The sequence below is a fragment of the Kitasatospora sp. NPDC056800 genome, from assembly GCF_042789775.1.
Lineage (GTDB): Bacteria > Actinomycetota > Actinomycetes > Streptomycetales > Streptomycetaceae > Kitasatospora.
The window spans coordinates 1-16,703 of the sequence record NZ_JBHUAL010000096.1 but is presented as its reverse complement, the minus strand read 5'-3'; the positions used below and the strand labels follow the sequence as shown (position 1 = coordinate 16,703).

General features: G+C 75.0%; 11 protein-coding genes. 8 read left to right on the top strand and 3 right to left on the bottom strand.

The features are described 5' to 3' along the window. Position 1: 1 nt before the first annotated feature. Both ACFRQN_RS21500 and ACFRQN_RS21495 read left to right on the top strand, forming a co-directional pair. On the top strand, positions 2-1,897 hold the full coding sequence (locus tag ACFRQN_RS21500) for a hypothetical protein (RefSeq protein ID WP_380741559.1): 1,896 nt from the start codon (positions 2-4) through the stop codon (positions 1,895-1,897). Positions 1,898-2,222: 325 nt separating this feature from the next. Continuing rightward, a complete protein-coding gene (locus tag ACFRQN_RS21495) occupies positions 2,223-2,681 on the top strand; it encodes a MarR family winged helix-turn-helix transcriptional regulator (protein ID WP_049660429.1) in 459 nt (152 codons plus the stop codon). 124 nt (positions 2,682-2,805) lie between these two features. Here ACFRQN_RS21495 and ACFRQN_RS21490 read toward each other — a convergent pair whose 3' ends face one another. Both ACFRQN_RS21490 and ACFRQN_RS21485 read right to left on the bottom strand, forming a co-directional pair. Further along, positions 2,806-4,593 (bottom strand): ATP-binding protein, encoded by a 1,788-nt coding sequence (locus ACFRQN_RS21490; RefSeq protein WP_380741558.1) that lies wholly within the window; start codon positions 4,591-4,593, stop codon positions 2,806-2,808. A gap of 489 nt (positions 4,594-5,082) precedes the next feature. Beyond that, positions 5,083-6,360 (bottom strand): acyl-CoA dehydrogenase family protein, encoded by a 1,278-nt coding sequence (locus tag ACFRQN_RS21485; RefSeq protein ID WP_380741557.1) that lies wholly within the window; start codon positions 6,358-6,360, stop codon positions 5,083-5,085. 467 nt (positions 6,361-6,827) lie between these two features. Here ACFRQN_RS21485 and ACFRQN_RS21480 point away from each other — a divergent pair, with 467 nt between their 5' ends. The 3 genes from ACFRQN_RS21480 to ACFRQN_RS21470 all read left to right on the top strand — a co-directional run bounded on the left by ACFRQN_RS21480 (position 6,828) and on the right by ACFRQN_RS21470 (position 12,464). Continuing rightward, positions 6,828-7,901, top strand: a complete 1,074-nt coding sequence (locus ACFRQN_RS21480) for a GAF domain-containing protein (RefSeq protein WP_079272425.1) — start codon at positions 6,828-6,830, stop codon at positions 7,899-7,901. A gap of 304 nt (positions 7,902-8,205) precedes the next feature. Continuing rightward, positions 8,206-9,792: a lipase maturation factor family protein gene (locus ACFRQN_RS21475; protein ID WP_380741567.1), complete on the top strand. Its 1,587-nt coding sequence runs from the start codon at positions 8,206-8,208 to the stop codon at positions 9,790-9,792. Between the two features lie 320 nt (positions 9,793-10,112). After that, positions 10,113-12,464 (top strand): hypothetical protein, encoded by a 2,352-nt coding sequence (locus tag ACFRQN_RS21470; protein ID WP_380741556.1) that lies wholly within the window; start codon positions 10,113-10,115, stop codon positions 12,462-12,464. 118 nt (positions 12,465-12,582) lie between these two features. Here the strand turns inward: ACFRQN_RS21470 and ACFRQN_RS21465 are convergent, their stop codons facing one another. Beyond that, positions 12,583-13,413, bottom strand: a complete 831-nt coding sequence (locus tag ACFRQN_RS21465) for a helical backbone metal receptor (protein WP_380741555.1) — start codon at positions 13,411-13,413, stop codon at positions 12,583-12,585. Between the two features lie 260 nt (positions 13,414-13,673). Between ACFRQN_RS21465 and ACFRQN_RS21460 the strand changes: the two genes are divergently transcribed. The 3 genes from ACFRQN_RS21460 to ACFRQN_RS21450 are packed head-to-tail and all read left to right on the top strand — an operon-like array spanning position 13,674 to position 16,672. Next, on the top strand, positions 13,674-14,774 hold the full coding sequence (locus ACFRQN_RS21460) for an ABC transporter substrate-binding protein (protein WP_079272427.1): 1,101 nt from the start codon (positions 13,674-13,676) through the stop codon (positions 14,772-14,774). A 3-nt stretch (positions 14,775-14,777) separates the two neighbouring features. Then, the gene (locus tag ACFRQN_RS21455; protein WP_074004188.1) at positions 14,778-15,866 is read left to right on the top strand and encodes an iron ABC transporter permease; all 1,089 of its coding nucleotides are present in this window, start codon (positions 14,778-14,780) and stop codon (positions 15,864-15,866) included. Continuing rightward, positions 15,863-16,672, top strand: a complete 810-nt coding sequence (locus ACFRQN_RS21450; RefSeq protein ID WP_380741554.1) for an ABC transporter ATP-binding protein — start codon at positions 15,863-15,865, stop codon at positions 16,670-16,672. Before ACFRQN_RS21455 ends, ACFRQN_RS21450 begins: the two co-directional genes overlap by 4 nt. The last annotated feature ends 31 nt before the right edge of the window (positions 16,673-16,703 follow it).

Genomic DNA, 16,703 nt, shown 5'->3' with positions numbered 1-16,703 from the left:
CGTGACGGCGCGGACGAGCGACTGGCCGGGTGTGCGGCCCGAGGTGGTCGCCGAGGTGGTGGCCGGGCTGAGTGCCCGGCTGCAGAAGCGGCTGGACGGCGCGGCGGCGAAGCTGGCGGAGCGGCCGGTGGCCCGGGAGGGCGACGAGTGGCGGGTGGAGGTGGACGAGGAGACGGTGCTCGTGCTGCACGCCCCGGGCGGGGTGGTCGCGGCGGAGGCCGGCGTCCGTTGCGGCTGCCTGCTCGCCCCGGCCTGCGTGCACCGTGCCGCGGCGGTCACCCTCTGCCCGCTCGCCGAGGTCGAGCCGGGGCCGGAGCCCGAGCAGGAGCCCGAGCCCAGGAGTGACACGGACGGCGCGTCAGGGGAGCCGAACGGCCGGCCGGCCGCCGACCCGATCGCCGGCGACCCGCTCACCGCCGTCGAACTCGCCGCCGTCCGCCACCTCCACCGGGCCGCGGCCGCCGTCCTGGCCGCCGGGGTGAGCGGGGCGGGCGCCGTCTCCCAGGCCGAACTGCTGCGCGCCGCCCACCGGGCGCGCCTCGCGGGCCTGCACCGCCCGGCCGCGGCGGCCGTCACCGTCGCGACCAGGGTCCGGGCGGCGCGCTCCGGCACGCCCGACCACCGCCTGGTGGACCTGGTCGCGGGCCTGCGCGAACTCCTCGGCCTCACCACCGCCCTGGCCACCGGCACCGCCCCGGTCGCCGAGCTGCGCGGCACCGCGCGCCAGGCCTACCGGGAGGAGGGCGGTCTGCGGCTCTACGGCCTGTTCGCCGAGCCGGTGCTGACGGCCACCCATGCCGGTGCGGTCAGCTGGGCGGTGGACGCCGACGGGCGCCTCAGCACGATCGCCGAGGTGATGCCGCACGACGACGCGGCGGCCGCCGCCCCACAGGCGGTCGGGGCGGGCAACCGGACGGTCCGGTTGGGCGACGCCGCGCTCAGCCACCGCGAGTTCAGCCGAGCCGGGCTGGCCGTCCAGGGTGCGACCAGGTCCGGTGGTGGTCGGCTGGGCGCCGGGGCCTCGGTCCGGGCGGTGCGGGCGACGGGCGCGGCATGGACGGCGGAGCCGGCCGCCCGGCTCTGGTCGGAACCGGCGTCCGCCCAGGTGGCCCGGGCACTCGCGGCGCAGGAACTGCCGTACGAGAGCCGCCCGGCCGGGAGCGACCTGCTCTTCCTGGACGTCACCCTGCTGGGTACGGCCCCCGGCCCGGGCGGTGCACCGCAACTGCTGGCGCGCTGCACGGCGAGCGGTGCTCAGGGCGGTCCGGTGATCGTCCTGCGCCCGGCGCACGAGCACCCCGACCTGCCGTTCCGGGCGAACCTCGCGCTGCTCGCCACCGCCCCCGGCCTGCGACTGCGGGTGATCGGGCGGCTGGAGCGCGCGGACCGTCCGGAGCTGCGTCTGCTCGCGATCGGTACGCCCCCGGCCGCTCCCGACCCGCTCGCCCTGTCCGCGGACCGGGCGGGCCGGGTCAACCTCGGCCTCGAACGCCTCCAGACCGCCGACCTCGCCGCGTCCGCGACGGCCTCCGCCACGGTCGGCGAGTCGGCGGATGGGTTGGAGGACGGATCTGCCGCCCCGACGCCGTACGGCCCGCCCGTCCACGTGCTCGGCCGCCGGGTCGAGCAGACGGTCACCACCGGTCGGCACGCCCTCGCCCCGAGCGAGGCCTCGGCGGCGGCCGACCGCGGTCTGCTGCGCGCCGCCGGGCTGGCCACCGCCGCCGAACTCCTCGACGGCCTGCGGGCCTCCGCAGCCAACCAGCAGCGCGACGTCTTCGGCCGGAGCGTCACCGACGACCACGAGGATTTCGCCACCGCCTGGCTGACCGCGGCCTCCTACACCGAGGAACTGGCTACGGCGCTGTGCGCGTCGGCCTGGTCCGGGGAGGGGTGAGGAGCCGGTCGTGTGCGGCCCCGTGGTGTCCTTCGACGCCCCGGGCGGCGGGCAGGCCGGACCCTCGTGCGGGGTCCGGTCGCTCACCGCAGGACGGCCTCCGCCCCGCCGTCGCGGCGGCTGACGGCCCGGAGCGGAGGCCCTCGACGGGGAACCGGCGGGGGTATAAGCCGAACTATTTGCACAGTCCGATATTCCGCGCCAAATGGCATACTTGTCACAGGAAGACACGGGACGAAACCTCGTACGAGACCCCGGACGAGAGACCTCACGCGGGGCCGCGTCCGGCACACGGTACGAGCAGCGCGACGGAAGGGTAGGCGTCATGGGAATCCGCGACGATGCGGCCGAGATCCGGGCCCGCGGCTGGCGGACGCTCGCCGCGCTGCACGGCATGATCGACACCGCGCTGGAGAAGGCGCTCCAGGCCGAGTTCAAGCTCTCGGTGGTCGAGTACACGGTGCTGGAGGCGCTCTCCCGCCAGGACGGCTGGCACATGCGGATGCAGCAGCTGGCCCGCGCGGCGGCGCTGAGCAGCAGCGCGACCACCCGGCTGGTGAGCCGCCTGGAGGACCGGGGCCTGCTCGGCCGGTTCCTCTGCGCGGACGACCGGCGCGGCATCTACACCGAGCTGACGCCCGAGGGCCGCGACCTGCTGACGGCGGCTCGCCCGGTGCACGACGCCGCCCTGGAGGCGACGCTGGCCGAGGCCACCGAGGTCCCGGAGCTGGCCCCGCTGGTCGGGTCGCTCGCCGAACTCCACCCGGTCCACGCCAACGCCTGAGCCCCGCACCGACGGCTGAGACCGAGGCGGGCCGGCCACGGAAGCGGTCCGCCCGGCCCGGATCGTCCGGCAGCACCTTGACCATGCCCAGCGCCGGGCGGTCGCGGCGCAGGTCGAAGGGGCGTCACCGCCGCTCCTCGGCCTCCCGGACGGTGGGGGAGTCCGCAGAGGCCCGCCGCGGGGCGGAAGGGGCGGAAGGGGCGGGGTGTTGCGCCCCGTACACGGGTGTCGCCGGGCCGAGTTGCCCGGCCGGGCCGGCGTCCCGGGCCCGTTGCGGCACGGCCGCTTGGGCGTGCGGCGCACTGTCCGAGCCGTCGTCGGGCCGTGGTGCCGGGCGGCGCTGGTCCACCGCGGGGCTGCCCGACAGGTCGTACATGCGCGGCAGCACGGGCCGGGGCACGACCACGGCGCCGGGCAGTCCGGGGATCTCGGCGCCGACGGCCAGGCCTCCGTTGGCGGGCGCCTCGGCACCGCCGACCCCGGCGGCGCCCGTCCCGGCGCCCGTCCCGGCAGCCGCCCCGGCGCCGTCCGCGCCGTAGGGGACGGCCGGGGCCCCCGGGGTGCCGAACGGTCCCGGGGCCGCCTGGCTCCCGTCCGGCAACCCGCCGTGCCCTGCGGCCGTCGCACCCGGCGGCTCCTGCCCGAGGGTTTCGGACCCGGACCCGCCCCCGACCCCCGCCTCCGCTCCAGCGTCCGCTCCCGCTCCGGCCCCTGCCCCCACGTCGGTCACGGGAGCCCGGGTGATCCGGGCCCCCGAGGGCAGCCCGGACACCGCGGCCGACTGCGCTGCCTGCTCCAGCAGCGCCGAGGGCACCAGCACCGCGGCCCGGGTGCCGCCGTACGGGGACGGGTGCAGGGTGACCCGGACGTCGTGCCGGGCGGCCAGGTGGGCGACGACGAACAGGCCGAGCCGCAGGTCGTCGCCGAGCGCGGAGACGTCCAGGTCGGGCGGGTCGGCCAGGTACGCGTTGAGGCGCTGGTACTCCGTCTCGGTCATGCCGAGTCCGCGGTCCTCGACCTCGACCGCCAGGCCCTCGGGCACCTCCTTCGCGGAGATCTGCACCTGGGTGTACGGCGGGGAGAAGGTGGTGCCGTTCTCGATCAGTTCGGCGACCAGGTGGATGACGTCGGCGACGGCCTGCCCGCCGAGCGAGACGCGCGGTACGCCCCGGACGACGACCCGGGAGTAGCTCTCGGTCTCCGAGACGGCACTGCGCAGCACGTTGACCACGGGTACGGCGTTGCGCCAGCGCCGGGCGGGGAGGTCGCCGCCGAGGATGACGAGGTTCTCGGCGTTGCGCCGCATCCGGGTGGCCAGGTGGTCGACCGCGAACAGTTCGCGCAGCAGTTCCGGGTCCTCGTGCTCGCGTTCCAGCGCGTCCAGCATGCTGATCTGCCGGTGGATCAGGATCTGGGTGCGCCGGGCGATGTTGAGGAAGACCTTCTTCGTCCCCTCGCGGCCCTGGGCCTGGTGGACGATGGCGGCGACCGCGGCCTGCCGGACGGCGGCGAGGCCCTCCGAGGCTTGCTGGACGTCGTCGCCGGTCCGCCGGGAGGGTGTCCAGGCGGCCGGGGCGGGCACCTGCTCCCCGGCGCGCAGCCGCCCGACCACCTCGGGGATCTCCTGCTCGGCGAGCGCCATGGTGTCGGCCCGCAGTTCGGACAGCCGCGCGGACAGCGCCCAGGCGGTCCGGATGCCGCGGACCAGGCTGATCAGTACCACCGCGGCGACGACCGCGCTGCCGGCCAGCAGCGCGGTGCGCTGGCCGGAGTCGCGCAGCAGGTAGGCGGCGTAGCCCCAGGCGGCGGCGAGGCCCAGGCTGGGGACCAGCACGGCGGCGAGGAGCGGGCTGCGGAGCGAGCCGGACCGCCCGGCGCGGTGGCCGGTGCGGGGGGCCGGTATGCCTGGCATCTGATTCCTTGCTGCAGGGCCGAGTCGCGGGGCCGGGTCGTGGAACCCGGCCGTCGAACCCGACCGCGGGGCCGGGTCGTGGAACCCGGTCCTGGAACCGGGTCGTGGGGCCTGGCCGCGGGACCGGCGCGCCGGTTCGGACCGGTGGGTCCGAGCGGCGGGCCGACCCGTACGGCGCGGCCGGGTCGCAGGGAGCCGGGGCCGGGATCCGTCGGAGCCGGTGACGTGGTGTCACCGGTCCGGCGGGGTGCAGCACGGCCGCCGACGGCACGGAACGCTATCAGCCCGTGGTGCGGTCGGCGCAATATCAACTGGCTCTGCGCACAAGGCCGATGGCCTCGCGACGGTGCCCGCGCCGTAAGGTCCGCCGGCGCGAAGCCGCAGCTCACGGCCCTCGGTCGGGTCGGGCCGACGGTCCTCGGAGGTCGGGGACGGCCACGGCAAGGATGCGACAGGAACAGGTCAAGTCGCGCCGCGGCGGGCGGGATCTCAGCCCGCCAGCGGCATCGGCAGCACCCGTCCGCCCAGGCCTGGCGGCTTCTCCACGTGGGCCTCCCGCTGGGCGGCGAGTTCGCTCCAGGGCCAGCTGGTCAGCTCGGACAGCTCCGCCGACCACTGCTTGCCGTAGGTGCCCGAGGCGAACTGTCCGAGCCGCAGCCGCTGGACGTCCGAGGTGCCGGCCGGAGGGTAGACGTGGGTGGCGTCCCGCAGGTAGCGCTCGATACGGAACTCGGGCTGGAGGCCGCGGGCGGCGTGGATCTCCATGGCGTTGCGCGCGGAGTCCAGCGCGTACTCGGTGTTGATGAGCTTGGCGTTCATCAGCTCGGCGTCGCAGGCGCGGCCGTGGTCGAGCAGGTGGGAGGCGTGGTAGGCGGCGAGCCTGGCGGTCATCAGCCGGGACTGCATCTCACCCAACTTGAGCATGATGTTCGGGAGTTGGTTGATCGGCCGGCCGTACAGGACGCGCCCCTCGGCGAACCGGACGGTGTCCTCGACGATCGCGGTGTGGATGCCGAGCGCGACGGCGGCGAGGTTGATCCGGCCGTAGAGGGTGGAGGAGGAGTAGGCGACGTCCAGTCCCCGCCCCTCCCGGCCGAGCCGGTTTCCGGCCGGGATGCGGCAGTCCTCCAGGATGATCTCGCCGAAGCTGAAGCCGTGCAGCCCGCTCTGGGAGCCGGGGGAGCCGGTCCGGAACCCGGGGCGGTCGCTCTCGACCAGGAAGGCGGACAGGCCCCGGCTGCCCTGGCCGGTGCGCAGCACCACGCCGTGCACGTCCCCGATGTGGGAGTTGCCGACGAACCACTTGCGGCCGTTGAGCACGTACTCGTCGCCGTCGCGGACCGCGGTGCCGGTCATCCCGAGCACGTGCCCGCCGGACTCCGGCTCGGTGACGGCGATGGTCGGCAGGCACTCTCCGGAGGCGAACTTCGGCAGCCATGTGCGGCGTTGGGCCTGGGAGCCGTAGTGGAGGACCTTGGCCACGCCCAGCTGGGAGGCCTGCGCGATCGAGCCCGCGGCCCCGCTGACCCGGGCCAGCTCCTCGATGATCACGGTCTTGGCGACGTGCCCCAGCCCGAGGCCGCCGAACTCCCGGGGAATCGTCACGCCGATCCAGCCCTGCCGGGCGATCTCCCTGGCCAGCTCGACCTCGATCGTCCGCTCGGCCTCCATCCTGGCCACCCGCGGACGCACCTCCTTCTCCGCGAAGTCACGGACCTCGGCGCGAAGGCCCTCGTGACGCTCGTCGGTGAAGTAGTCCATCGCCATGCTCCGGTCCTCTCGATACGTGTGGTGCCGTGCCTCCGTCCGTGCCGTCGATGCCGCTCCGGCGACCCCTACGGGGGGCGGTGGGTGTGCGGGGGTGTCGGCCGGTCGCCCCGGTGCGATCGGCGCATGCGTCACCGGGCGGTGTCCCGGTGACGGGAACCGTCCGTGTCTTCGGCAGGGCTCATTGTTGTATGGGGTACCGGGGCATCCCAGAGTCGATCTTGGATTGGCGCGATTCGGCCCGTCCCCGTCGGGAGGGGTTTCGTCCGGGCGCCGGGCGGGAATCGATCTTCGCTTCCGTGACGGTCCGTCGACCGGTCGTCCACATGCGGTTTTGACGAGCCATCGGCAAGGCTCCGGTGCGGCTCCGGCCGGGCGCCGGAAGGACTCCGGAAGGACATCGGCAGGACTGAAGAACGGTCGATCGGACCCGCCCGGGCGTTCTGATGTCTGGTTACATGTGCGCCATGACAGATGTGATGAGCACTCAAGGCCAGTTCCCGGGTGCCTCCGGGGAGTCCGCGCGAACCCGCAGGCTGCGCGGCCTTGGGCTCAACGACCCGTCCGCGGACGAGGCCTTCGACCGCTTCGCCCACCTGGCAGCCAGTATCACGCGCGCTCCCATCGCGATGGTCAACTTCATCAACGACGAACGCCAGATGTTCCGGGGGCTCTACATTCCGCCAAGTTCGGCCGACGCCGCGGCCGAGGACGGATCGTCCTGGGCGGAACGCGGCATCGCCTTCGACCTCCCCACCCGCGAGATGCCGCTGAGCCACGGCTTCTGCCCGCACGTGGTCGCCCAGCGCTCCCCCCTCGCCCTCGACGACATCCTCGCCTACCCCCGGTTCGCGGGGAACCCGGTGGTGGACGAACTCGGCGTCCGCGCCTACCTCGGTGCCCCGCTCGTCGACGACACCAACACCGTCATCGGCACCGTCTGCGTGCTCGACCGGGAACCCCGGCAGTGGGGGCGCGAGCGGCTGCGCGACATCCAGCACCTCGCCGAGGCGCTGCTCTCCGAGATCCGGCTGCGCGACAGCCTGCTCGCCCAGCGCCAGGAGATGTTCGCCGCCTTCGACGGCTCGCCGTACCCCATCCTGCTCACCGAGGGCCCGGGCCAGGAGATCCGCTACGCCAACGCCCAGCACGCCGACACCTTCGGCGCGCCGACGGCGTACGGGACGATCGGCGCCGCGTACCCGCAGCTCGGCGCGGCGGGCCTCGAACAGACCGTCGTGGAGGCGTACCGCACCGGTCGCACCGCCGTCCTCGACAACGTCCGGATGCAGGCCGCCCGCCCGGACGCCCAGCGCGGCCGGCAGGTCTTCAGCTTCACCTGCACCCCGCTGCGGGCCGCGCTCACCGGCCGGATCAACGGCGTCCTCACCGTCGGCATGGACATCACCGCCCAGTCCCGCACCGAGGAGGAGCTCGGCACGCTGGCCGCCCTGCTCGTCGACCGGCTCCAGCAGAGCGGCGGCTCCGTGCCCGGACGCTCGGCCATCGCGGGCGAGGCCGGTCCCGTCCTGCCCGGCTGAACCCCGGCCGGTGCGGACCGCCCACCGCCGTGGCGGGGCGCCTCTCACCCCCGTGGAGAGGACCCCGCCACGGTGTCGGTGCGGTGCCGATGGTGTCGGCGCGGTACCGCCCGGGCCCGTCCGAGTTCCTCCGGTGCCGTCCGAGATCGTCCGGCGCCGTCCGGTGCTGGCCGGTATCGGGAGTTCGCCGGGATGCCCACGGGATCCCCCCCGGGATTCCGCCGGGCCGAGCGGGTGAACCGTCCCCGCTCCGCCGCCCCGACCGGGCCCGCGCCCGGGGTGCCGGGTGGTAGGCATGGGCCGCATGGACTGGTTCGCCGCCCCCGACTACTGGCTGAGCCGGCTGCTCGTCCAACGCCTGCTCGCCGCCCTCTACCTGATCGGATTCCTGGCCGCCGCCGCGCAGTTCCGCGCCCTGATCGGCGCCGACGGCATGCTGCCGGTGCCCCGGTTCACCGCCAGGGTCCCGTTCCGCCGATCCCCCGGCCTGTTCCACCTCCACTACAGCGACCGGTTCTTCGCCGCCGTCGCCTGGAGCGGCGCAGCCCTCGCCGCCGCGGTGGTGGGCGGGCTCGCCGACGCCGTCCCGCTCTGGGCGTCCGTCCTGCTGTGGGCGGTGCTCTGGGTCCTCTACCTCTCCATCGTCAACGTCGGGCAGACCTGGTACTCCTTCGGCTGGGAGTCCCTGCTGCTCGAAGCCGGCTTCCTCGCGGCGTTCCTGGGCAACGCCGACACCACCCCGCCCACCCTGGTGCTGTGGTTGATGCGTTGGCTGGTCTTCCGGGTCGAGTTCGGCGCCGGACTGATCAAGCTGCGCGGCGACAGCTGCTGGCGGGACCTGACCTGTCTCCGGTTCCATCACGAGACCCAACCGATGCCCGGACCGCTCAGCTGGTTCTTCCACCACCTGCCCGCCCCGGTCCACCGAGTGGAGGCCGCTGCCAATCATTTCGTCCAACTCGTCGTACCGGTGGGCCTGCTGCTGCCGCAGCCGATCGCGAGCTACGCGGCCTGCGCCGTCCTCGTCACCCAGTTCTGGCTGGTCGCCTCCGGCAACTTCGCCTGGCTCAACTGGCTGACCATCGTCCTCGTCCTCGCCGCCGTGCAGCCGGCCCGCCTGGGCCTGCCCGTCCACGCCCGCGCGTACCCCGGCGCGCCGCTCTGGTACGAGGCGCTCGTGATCGCGTTGACCACCATCGTCGTAGTGCTCAGCTACTGGCCGGTGCGCAACATGCTCTCCCGCGCCCAGGCCATGAACCGCTCCTTCAACCGGCTCCACCTCGTCAACACCTACGGCGCCTTCGGCAGCGTCAACCGGCTCCGCCAGGAGGTGGTGGTCGAGGGCACCGACGAGGCCGTGCTCACCCCGCACACCGTCTGGCGCGAGTACGGCTTCAAGGGCAAGCCGGGCGATGTCCGTCGGCTCCCGCGCCAGTTCGCGCCCTACCACCTGCGGCTCGACTGGCTGATGTGGTTCGCCGGCATCTCGCCCGCCTACGCCCGCCCCTGGTTCCTGCCCTTCGTCACCCGCCTGCTGTCCGGCGACCGGGCCACCCTGCGCCTGCTGCGCCACAACCCGTTCCCGGACGCCCCGCCGACCCACGTCCGGGCGACCCTCTACCTCTACCGGTTCACCGATTGGCGCGAACTGCGGGAAACCGGCGCGTGGTGGCACCGCACCGCGCTCGGCGAGTACCTCGCTCCGGTCGATCTGCACGCCGTCGGCCGGGCCGGGTACCGGCCGCCGCTCGGCCGACGGGGACCGGCACGGGGACGCGGCGTACGGGACGTACCGCTGGAGCGGTTCCGTCGGCCCGGCAGGTGGCCCGACCGGCGGCCGGACAGGCGGCCCGGGCCCTCCGGCGGAGAGCGGCGGGAGGACGCGGGATGAGGGCCGGCGGTGTGGAGCCGTGAGCAGCGGAGACACCCGTCCGGACCAATGCCGGGCCACTTCCGGACCGGCTCCGGAGCGGCGCCGGACCACCCGGTCGGACCGCCCGAGTGGCGGCCAGGCGGGCGGTATGGCACACGACACCCGCCCGTCCGGGCGGTGGGTGCGTGCAAGGCTCGAACGGGCACCCGTATTCTGGGCGTCCACACCGGCAGCCCGACCGCGCGCCCCCTAGCCCCGCCCCAGGGGCGACCCCGCGCACCCGGTCCGCCGCCCCCTCGCCGCCAGCCCCGCCGTCGACGCCCAGAACCGGACCTCACATGACAGTGCTTCACTCGCGCAACGCCGACGCAGCCGACCCGGCGGACGTCGCCGACGCCGCAGACGTCAAGGACCCCCAGGACGCCGCCGCGGAGCCCGACCTCCGCGAGGACCTCGGCCGCTACGCCGAGCTCGGGGCCTTCACGCTCACCGCCGAGACCCACGCCTGGTACGCGGCCGTCGACACCGTCGCCACCCCCGAGGACGCCCGCGCGGCCTCCACGGCCCTCGCCGAACTGCGCGGCAGCGACCTCCAGCAGACCTGGGAGGCCGTCCTCTCCCTCGCCGCCGACACCAAGCTGGACGAGCCCGACACCGTCGCCAAGACCGCGCTGCTGGTCGAGATGCTCCAGCGGGTGCACCGCACCTCCGCGGCCCTCTTCCCCGCCGCGTACGACGCCGACCTCGGCACCCTCGCCGCCGCCACCGCCGACAGCACCTGGCGCCGCGAGAACGGCGTCAAGCTCTCCTGGCTGCGCGGCCGCTCGCTGCGCAAGCAGGCCGTCGCGCTCGCCACCGACCGCCGCATCCGCCGCGAGGACCTGCACGAGGCCCTCACCTCCGCCGAGATCGAGCGCCGCGCCTGGGCCGCGCTCGCCCCGGCCGGCACCCTCCCGCGAGTGCCCACCGACGGCGCCCTGGTCGACCGCACCGCCCAGGCCTTCGAGACGATCAACGCCGGCCTGCGCGGCCTCGCCCGCCTGCTGCCCGACCACGACCTCGACGGGCTGCCCTTCGCCGAGCTGATCGACCTGGTCGAGCGCCTCGCCGCCGACGAGGGAACCCTCTACCGCCTGCCCACCATCCGCGGCCTGCGCGCCGGCCTCGAGGAGGCCGGCCTCGCCGACCTGCTCGCCGAACTCGCCACCGCCAAGGCCGACCGCCGCGCCGCCGAGGCCGCGTACGCGGCCCGCCAGGCGCTGGCGAGCGGGCAGCGGGACGGGCTGGCGGAGAAGAGCGCCGCTGCTGTCGAGGTGGCGCCGGTCGAGGAGCCGGGTGCCGAGGACGCTGCCGGTGCTGTGGTCGATGCCGATGCCGATGCCGATGCCGCTGTCGACATCGACGGTGCGACCGGTATGGAGGAGGCTGCGGTCGAGGAGCCCGGGACCGAGGAGCCGACCGACCGGGCCGACGCCGAGGCGGCTGCCTTGCAGGCGCTGGCCGGCGGACAGCGCGACGGGCTCGTGGAAGAGGCCCCGGCCGCGGTGACGGCTCCGGTGGAGGACGCCGAGGAGACCGCTGCGGCGACTGCGACTGCCGAGGTCGAGACCGAGGAAGAGACCGAGGAAGAGACCAAGGCCCAGGTCGAGGCCCAGGTCGAGATCGAGGCCGACTCGGCGTCGGCCGCGGTTGCCGCTGACGACGACCCGGAGGCGGCGCAGGCCGAGGAGGAGACCTCGGCCGCTGTGGTCTCCCTCCCGGCGCCCTCCCCGGCAGCCGACGACCTGGTGGCTGCCGCGACCGCCGCCCTGGCCGAGGCCGCGGCCGCGGACGAGACGACGGTGGACACGGAGCCGGAGGCCGCCCCGCTCGCTGAGGCTGACGAGGCCAAGGAGACCGCGGTCGAGGTCGCGGTCGAGGAGCCGGTTGTCGAGGCCGAGCCCGAGGCCGTTGCGGTGGAGCCCGCTGTCGAGGCGTCGGCCGTGGAGGCTGATGAGCCTGCGGTTGAGGTCGAGGCGGTCGTCGCTGAGGCTACGGTCGAGGCGGTCGTCGAGGCCGTTGTGGTGGAGCCCGCTGCCGAGGAGTCGGCCACCATGACTGCCGTTGAGGCGGAGACGGTCGAGGCCGAGGTCGAGCCTGTGGTCGAGGCCGAGGCCGTTGTGGCGGAGCCCGCCGTCGAGGAGCCGGCCGCCGTTCCTGCGGTTGAGGCCGAGACTGTGGTTGAGGCCGAGCCCGAGCCCGAGAGCGTTGTCGAGGAGCCCGTCGCCGAGGCCGAGGCTGTGGCCGAAGAGGTGGCGGAGCCGGTGGCCGAGCCCGAGGCTGCCGTGGAGGCGCCTGCGGTTGAGGTCGAGGAGCCCGCCGTCGAGCCCGAGGCCGAGCCCGAGCCCGTCTCCGCTGCCGAGGAGCCGGTCGTCGAAGCCGAGCCCGAGCCCGTCGCCGCCGTCGAGGCGCCCGCCGCCGAGCCCGAGGCCGACGCCCGTCCCGCGAAGCCGGACTTCACGCCCGGCCGCCCCGTGACCGCCTACTCCGCCGACGAGCTGCTCGCCGTCGTGCGGTGGGTGGACGGCGACGGTGCCGAGCGGACCGATGAGGAGCTGCTGCGGGCGGCCATGAAGGAGCTGGGCTTCGCCCGTCTCGGCCCCCGGATCAAGGAGGCGCTGGGCGCCGCCGTGGCCGCCGCGCGCGGCTGACGACGTACGGCCACACAGGCCGAGGGCCCGGGACGCGAGCACGCGTCCCGGGCCCTGTCGTGTTCCGGGGCGCCCTGTGGCGACGTACGCCGGTCCCCAGGTGTCACGGGCGGTCGTCCTACGAGGCGTCCGGACCGCCCGGACCGCCCGGACCGAGGGGGTGGTCGAGGGCGTGCCGCAGTACGGCCGGGGCGGTCACCAGCGACGGTCCGTACCAGGTCAGGTGCCGTCCGCTGACCAGTGCCGCCGGTGTGCCAGGGAACGCCTCCGGGCCGTCCTCGGCGGTGAAGCGGTACGGCTCGTCCGGCAGGACCACCAACTCCGGCTGGCAGGCGAGCAGTTCGGGCAGTGGAACGGCCGGGTAGCGCTCGGGGTGGGCGGCGTGGACGAGTCGCAGGCCCAGGCGGCGCAGCAGGTCCCCGGCGAAGGTGTCGCGGCCGAGGACCATCCAGGGGCGGCGCCAGATCGGGACGACGGTCCGGGGGCCGTCGGCCTCCGGGGGCGCGCCGCCGCTCCCGACGGAGGCCCAGGCGGCCTCCGCCTCGTCCAGCCAGGCGGGCCGGGGCAGCCCGCAGGCGGTGGTCAGCAGCCGGTGCAGGGAGCGGAAGGCGTCGTCCAGGGTGCGGATGTCGGTGACCCAGACCGGGACGCCGGCCGCCCGCAGCGCGTCCAGGTCGGGGCGCCGGTTCTCCTCGTCGTTGGCGAGGACGAGGTCGGGCGCGAGCGCGAGGATGCGCGGGACGTCCGGGTTCTTGGTGCCGCCGATCCGGGTGACGGACAGGTCGGCCGGGTGGCTGCACCAGTCGGTGGCGCCGACCAGCAGGCCGGGCGCGGTGGCGGCGACCGCTTCGGTCAGTGACGGTACCAGCGAGACCACCCGGCGGGGCGGGCGCGGTCCGAGCCGGACGGGGAGGTCGAGGTCGTCGCGCGGGGCGGTGGGGTCGGCCATCCGGTCAGCCTACGTCCGGCCCCCGGCGACGGGGCGTGCGGACGGCGACCGGCCGCGCGCGGCGTCGGAGACCCACTGCCGGGAACCCGCTGTCGGCCGCGCATCGCCGGAGACCAACCGCCGGGAACCCATCGCCCGGGCCGTCCGACTACCTGGTCCGGGTCCGCAGCACGGGCCCTCAGTACGACCACCCGGTGCCAGGGCCGAGCCCGGTCACCCGGGACCGTCACCGAGCACCATCACCGACCAGGAGAGTTGTCATGCGCCCTCGTGTCGTCTGCGGAATCGCGGCCGCCGTCGCCCTGTTCGCCACGGCCTGCGGAAGCGGGACCGGGGGCGGGTCGAGCGCCTCCGTCACCGTCCGGCCCGACGCCGGCGGTGGCTTCCCCGTCACGGTCGCCGACTGCGCGGGCAAAGAGACCACCATCGCCAAGGCGCCCGGCAGGATCGTCACCAGCAACGCCTCCAGCCTGGAGCTGCTGCTCCGACTCGGCGCGGGGGAAAGGGTGATCGGCACCGGCTTCCCGCCCGGCAAGGGCACCCTGCCCGCCGCGCTCGCCGAGCAGGGCGCCAAGGTGCCGGTGCTCGGGGACAAGAGCATCCCCAAGGAGAAGCTCCTCGGCTCCGGCGCCGACCTCTACGTGGACACCTTCGGCGCGATGCCGATGATGGGCGGCGGCGCCACCGGGCCGAGCGAGGAGGAGTACGCGGCGGCCGGCATCCAGCACGTGTACCTGCTCTCCACCGCCTGCGCCGGGACGCCGAAGGCCGCCAAGGCGCCGCGCACCGACCTGGCCGGGATCGAGGAGGACGTCCGCCGGCTCGGCGCCGTCACCGGCACGGCCGCGCGGGCGGAGGAGCTGGTCGCGGGGATGGAGAAGCAGCTCGGCGAGGTCCGCACCGCGCTCGCCGCCGTGCCGGAGGGGCAGCGGCCGAGCTACTTCGTCTTCGACTTCGACGCCGGCACCAAGCAGCCGGTGGCGGTCTGCGGCCGGCAGGTCGCCAACGCCGTGATCACCCAGGCCGGGGCGCGCAACGTGTTCGCCGACTGCGACGCCGACTTCAAGCCCGGCTCCTGGGAGGACGTGGTCGCCAAGAACCCGGACTGGATCCAGCTGGCCGTGCGCAACCGGGGCAGCGAGGAGGCCACCCGCAAGGCCTTCGACGAGGCCGAGGCCTTCCTGAAGGGCTTTCCCGCGACCCAGGGCCTGAAGGCCGTCCAGGAGGGGCACTTCGTCCGGCTCGGCTCCGAGGTGACGACCATCGCGGGGGTGCGCAACGCCGACGCCGTCCGGCAGATCGCCGCGACCGTCCACCCTGACCTCGTCAAGGCCCCCGACCTCGCCAAGAACGGGCAGTAGCCGGTGACGTCGGCCACCGCTCGGAAGGAGCGCGGCGAAGTCCGCCCGGCCCGCATCCTGCGGGCCGGGCCGCTGGCCGCCGTCCTCGTCGTCGCCCTGGTGCTCGCGCTGACCGCCGCCGTCTCGCTCGGCTCGGTGGACGTCCCGGCCGCCGAGGTCTGGTCGGTGGTCGCCCGCCGGCTCACCGGTCAGGCCCCGGAGCCAGGCACCCGTGATCTCATCGTCTGGCAACTGCGCGTTCCCCGTGCTCTGTTGGCGGCCGTGGTGGGCGCCGGGCTCGGCCTGGTCGGCACCGCCGTGCAGGCCCTGGTCCGCAACCCGCTCGCCGACCCCTACCTGCTCGGCATCTCCTCCGGGGCCTCGCTCGGCGCGGTCGCCGCGATCGTCCTCGGCACCACCCTCGGGCTCCAGCTCTCCTTCGGCAGCGCGCTCGGCCTCACCGTCTCCCTGGCGGCGTTCGCCGGCGCGCTCGCCGCGTTCTCGCTGGTCTGGCTGATGGCCCGGCGCGGTGGCGGCTTCTCCCCGCTGCGCCTGGTCCTCGCGGGCATCGGCATCGCCCAGTTCCTCGGCGGCATCACCAGCTACCTGGTCCTGCAGACCCGCGACGAGCAGCAGACCAGGGGCGTGCTGTTCTGGCTGATGGGCAGCCTCGGCGGCGCCGTCTGGGCCCAACTCGCCGTCCCGGCCGTCGCGGTGGCGCTCGGACTGGCCCTGCTCCAGGCCCGCGCCCGGGGGCTCAACGCGATGCTGATGGGCGACGAGACGGCCGCCGGGCTCGGTGTGGACGTCGCCCGGCTACGCCGCGAGGTCTTCGTCGTCACCAGTGTGCTCACCGGGGTGCTGGTCGCCGTCTCCGGGGCGATCGGCTTCGTCGGGCTGATGGTGCCGCACGTGTGCCGGCTGCTGGTCGGCGCCGACCACCGGCGGCTGCTGCCGCTGTCCGCGCTCACCGGGGCGCTGCTGCTGGTCGTCGTCGACACGGTGGCCCGCACCGCCCTGGACGGCCAGGAACTGCCGATCGGCGTGGTCACCGCCGTCCTCGGCGCCCCCACCCTGCTCTACCTGCTGGACCGACGACTGGAGCGCAGTTGAGGATCGCCGTCGAGGACCTGAGTGTCGCCCTGGCCGGCCGGACGGTGCTGGCCGGGGCCAACCTGATCGCCGAGGAGGGGGAGATCGCCGGACTGGTCGGACCCAACGGCAGCGGCAAGTCCAGCCTGCTGCGCACCGTCTACCGGCACCTGCGGCCCAGCGCCGGGCGGGTGCTGCTGGCGGGGCGGGACCTGACGGAGCTACGGCCCGCCGAGTCCGCCCGGCACATCGGGGCGCTGCCCCAGGAGCGCGGCGGGGACTTCGAGTTGAGCGTCCGCGAGGTGGTCGCGATGGGCCGCACGCCCTACAAGCGGGCCTTCGCGGCCGACGACGCCGAGGACCGCCGGATCACCGCCGAGGCGCTGGCCCGGGTCGGCATGGCCGGAGCCGCCGACCGCCGGTTCGCCCAACTGTCCGGCGGGGAACGGCAACGGGTGCTGCTGGCCCGGGCGCTCGCCCAGCAGCCGGACGTCCTGGTGCTGGACGAGCCGACCAACCACCTGGACGTCCGGCACCAGGTCGAACTGCTCGCCCTGCTCCGGGAGCAGCGCCGCACCACCCTGGTGGCCCTGCACGACCTCAACGCCGCCGCCTCGGTCTGCGACCGGCTGCACGTCCTGCACCGCGGCGCCCTGGTGGCCTCCGGGACGCCGCGCGAGGTGCTGACCGCCGAGCTGCTGGCCGAGGTCTTCGGGGTGCGGGCCGCGGTGGTCGAACACCCGCTCACCGGCGACCCGTTGATCGCCTTCGACCACCGCGCCCCGGCGGCGGCGGCGGAGGCGGAGGCCGCCGCGCCGGGGCGCTAGGGCCTGTGTGAGGTTGCGATCAGTCTTCGGG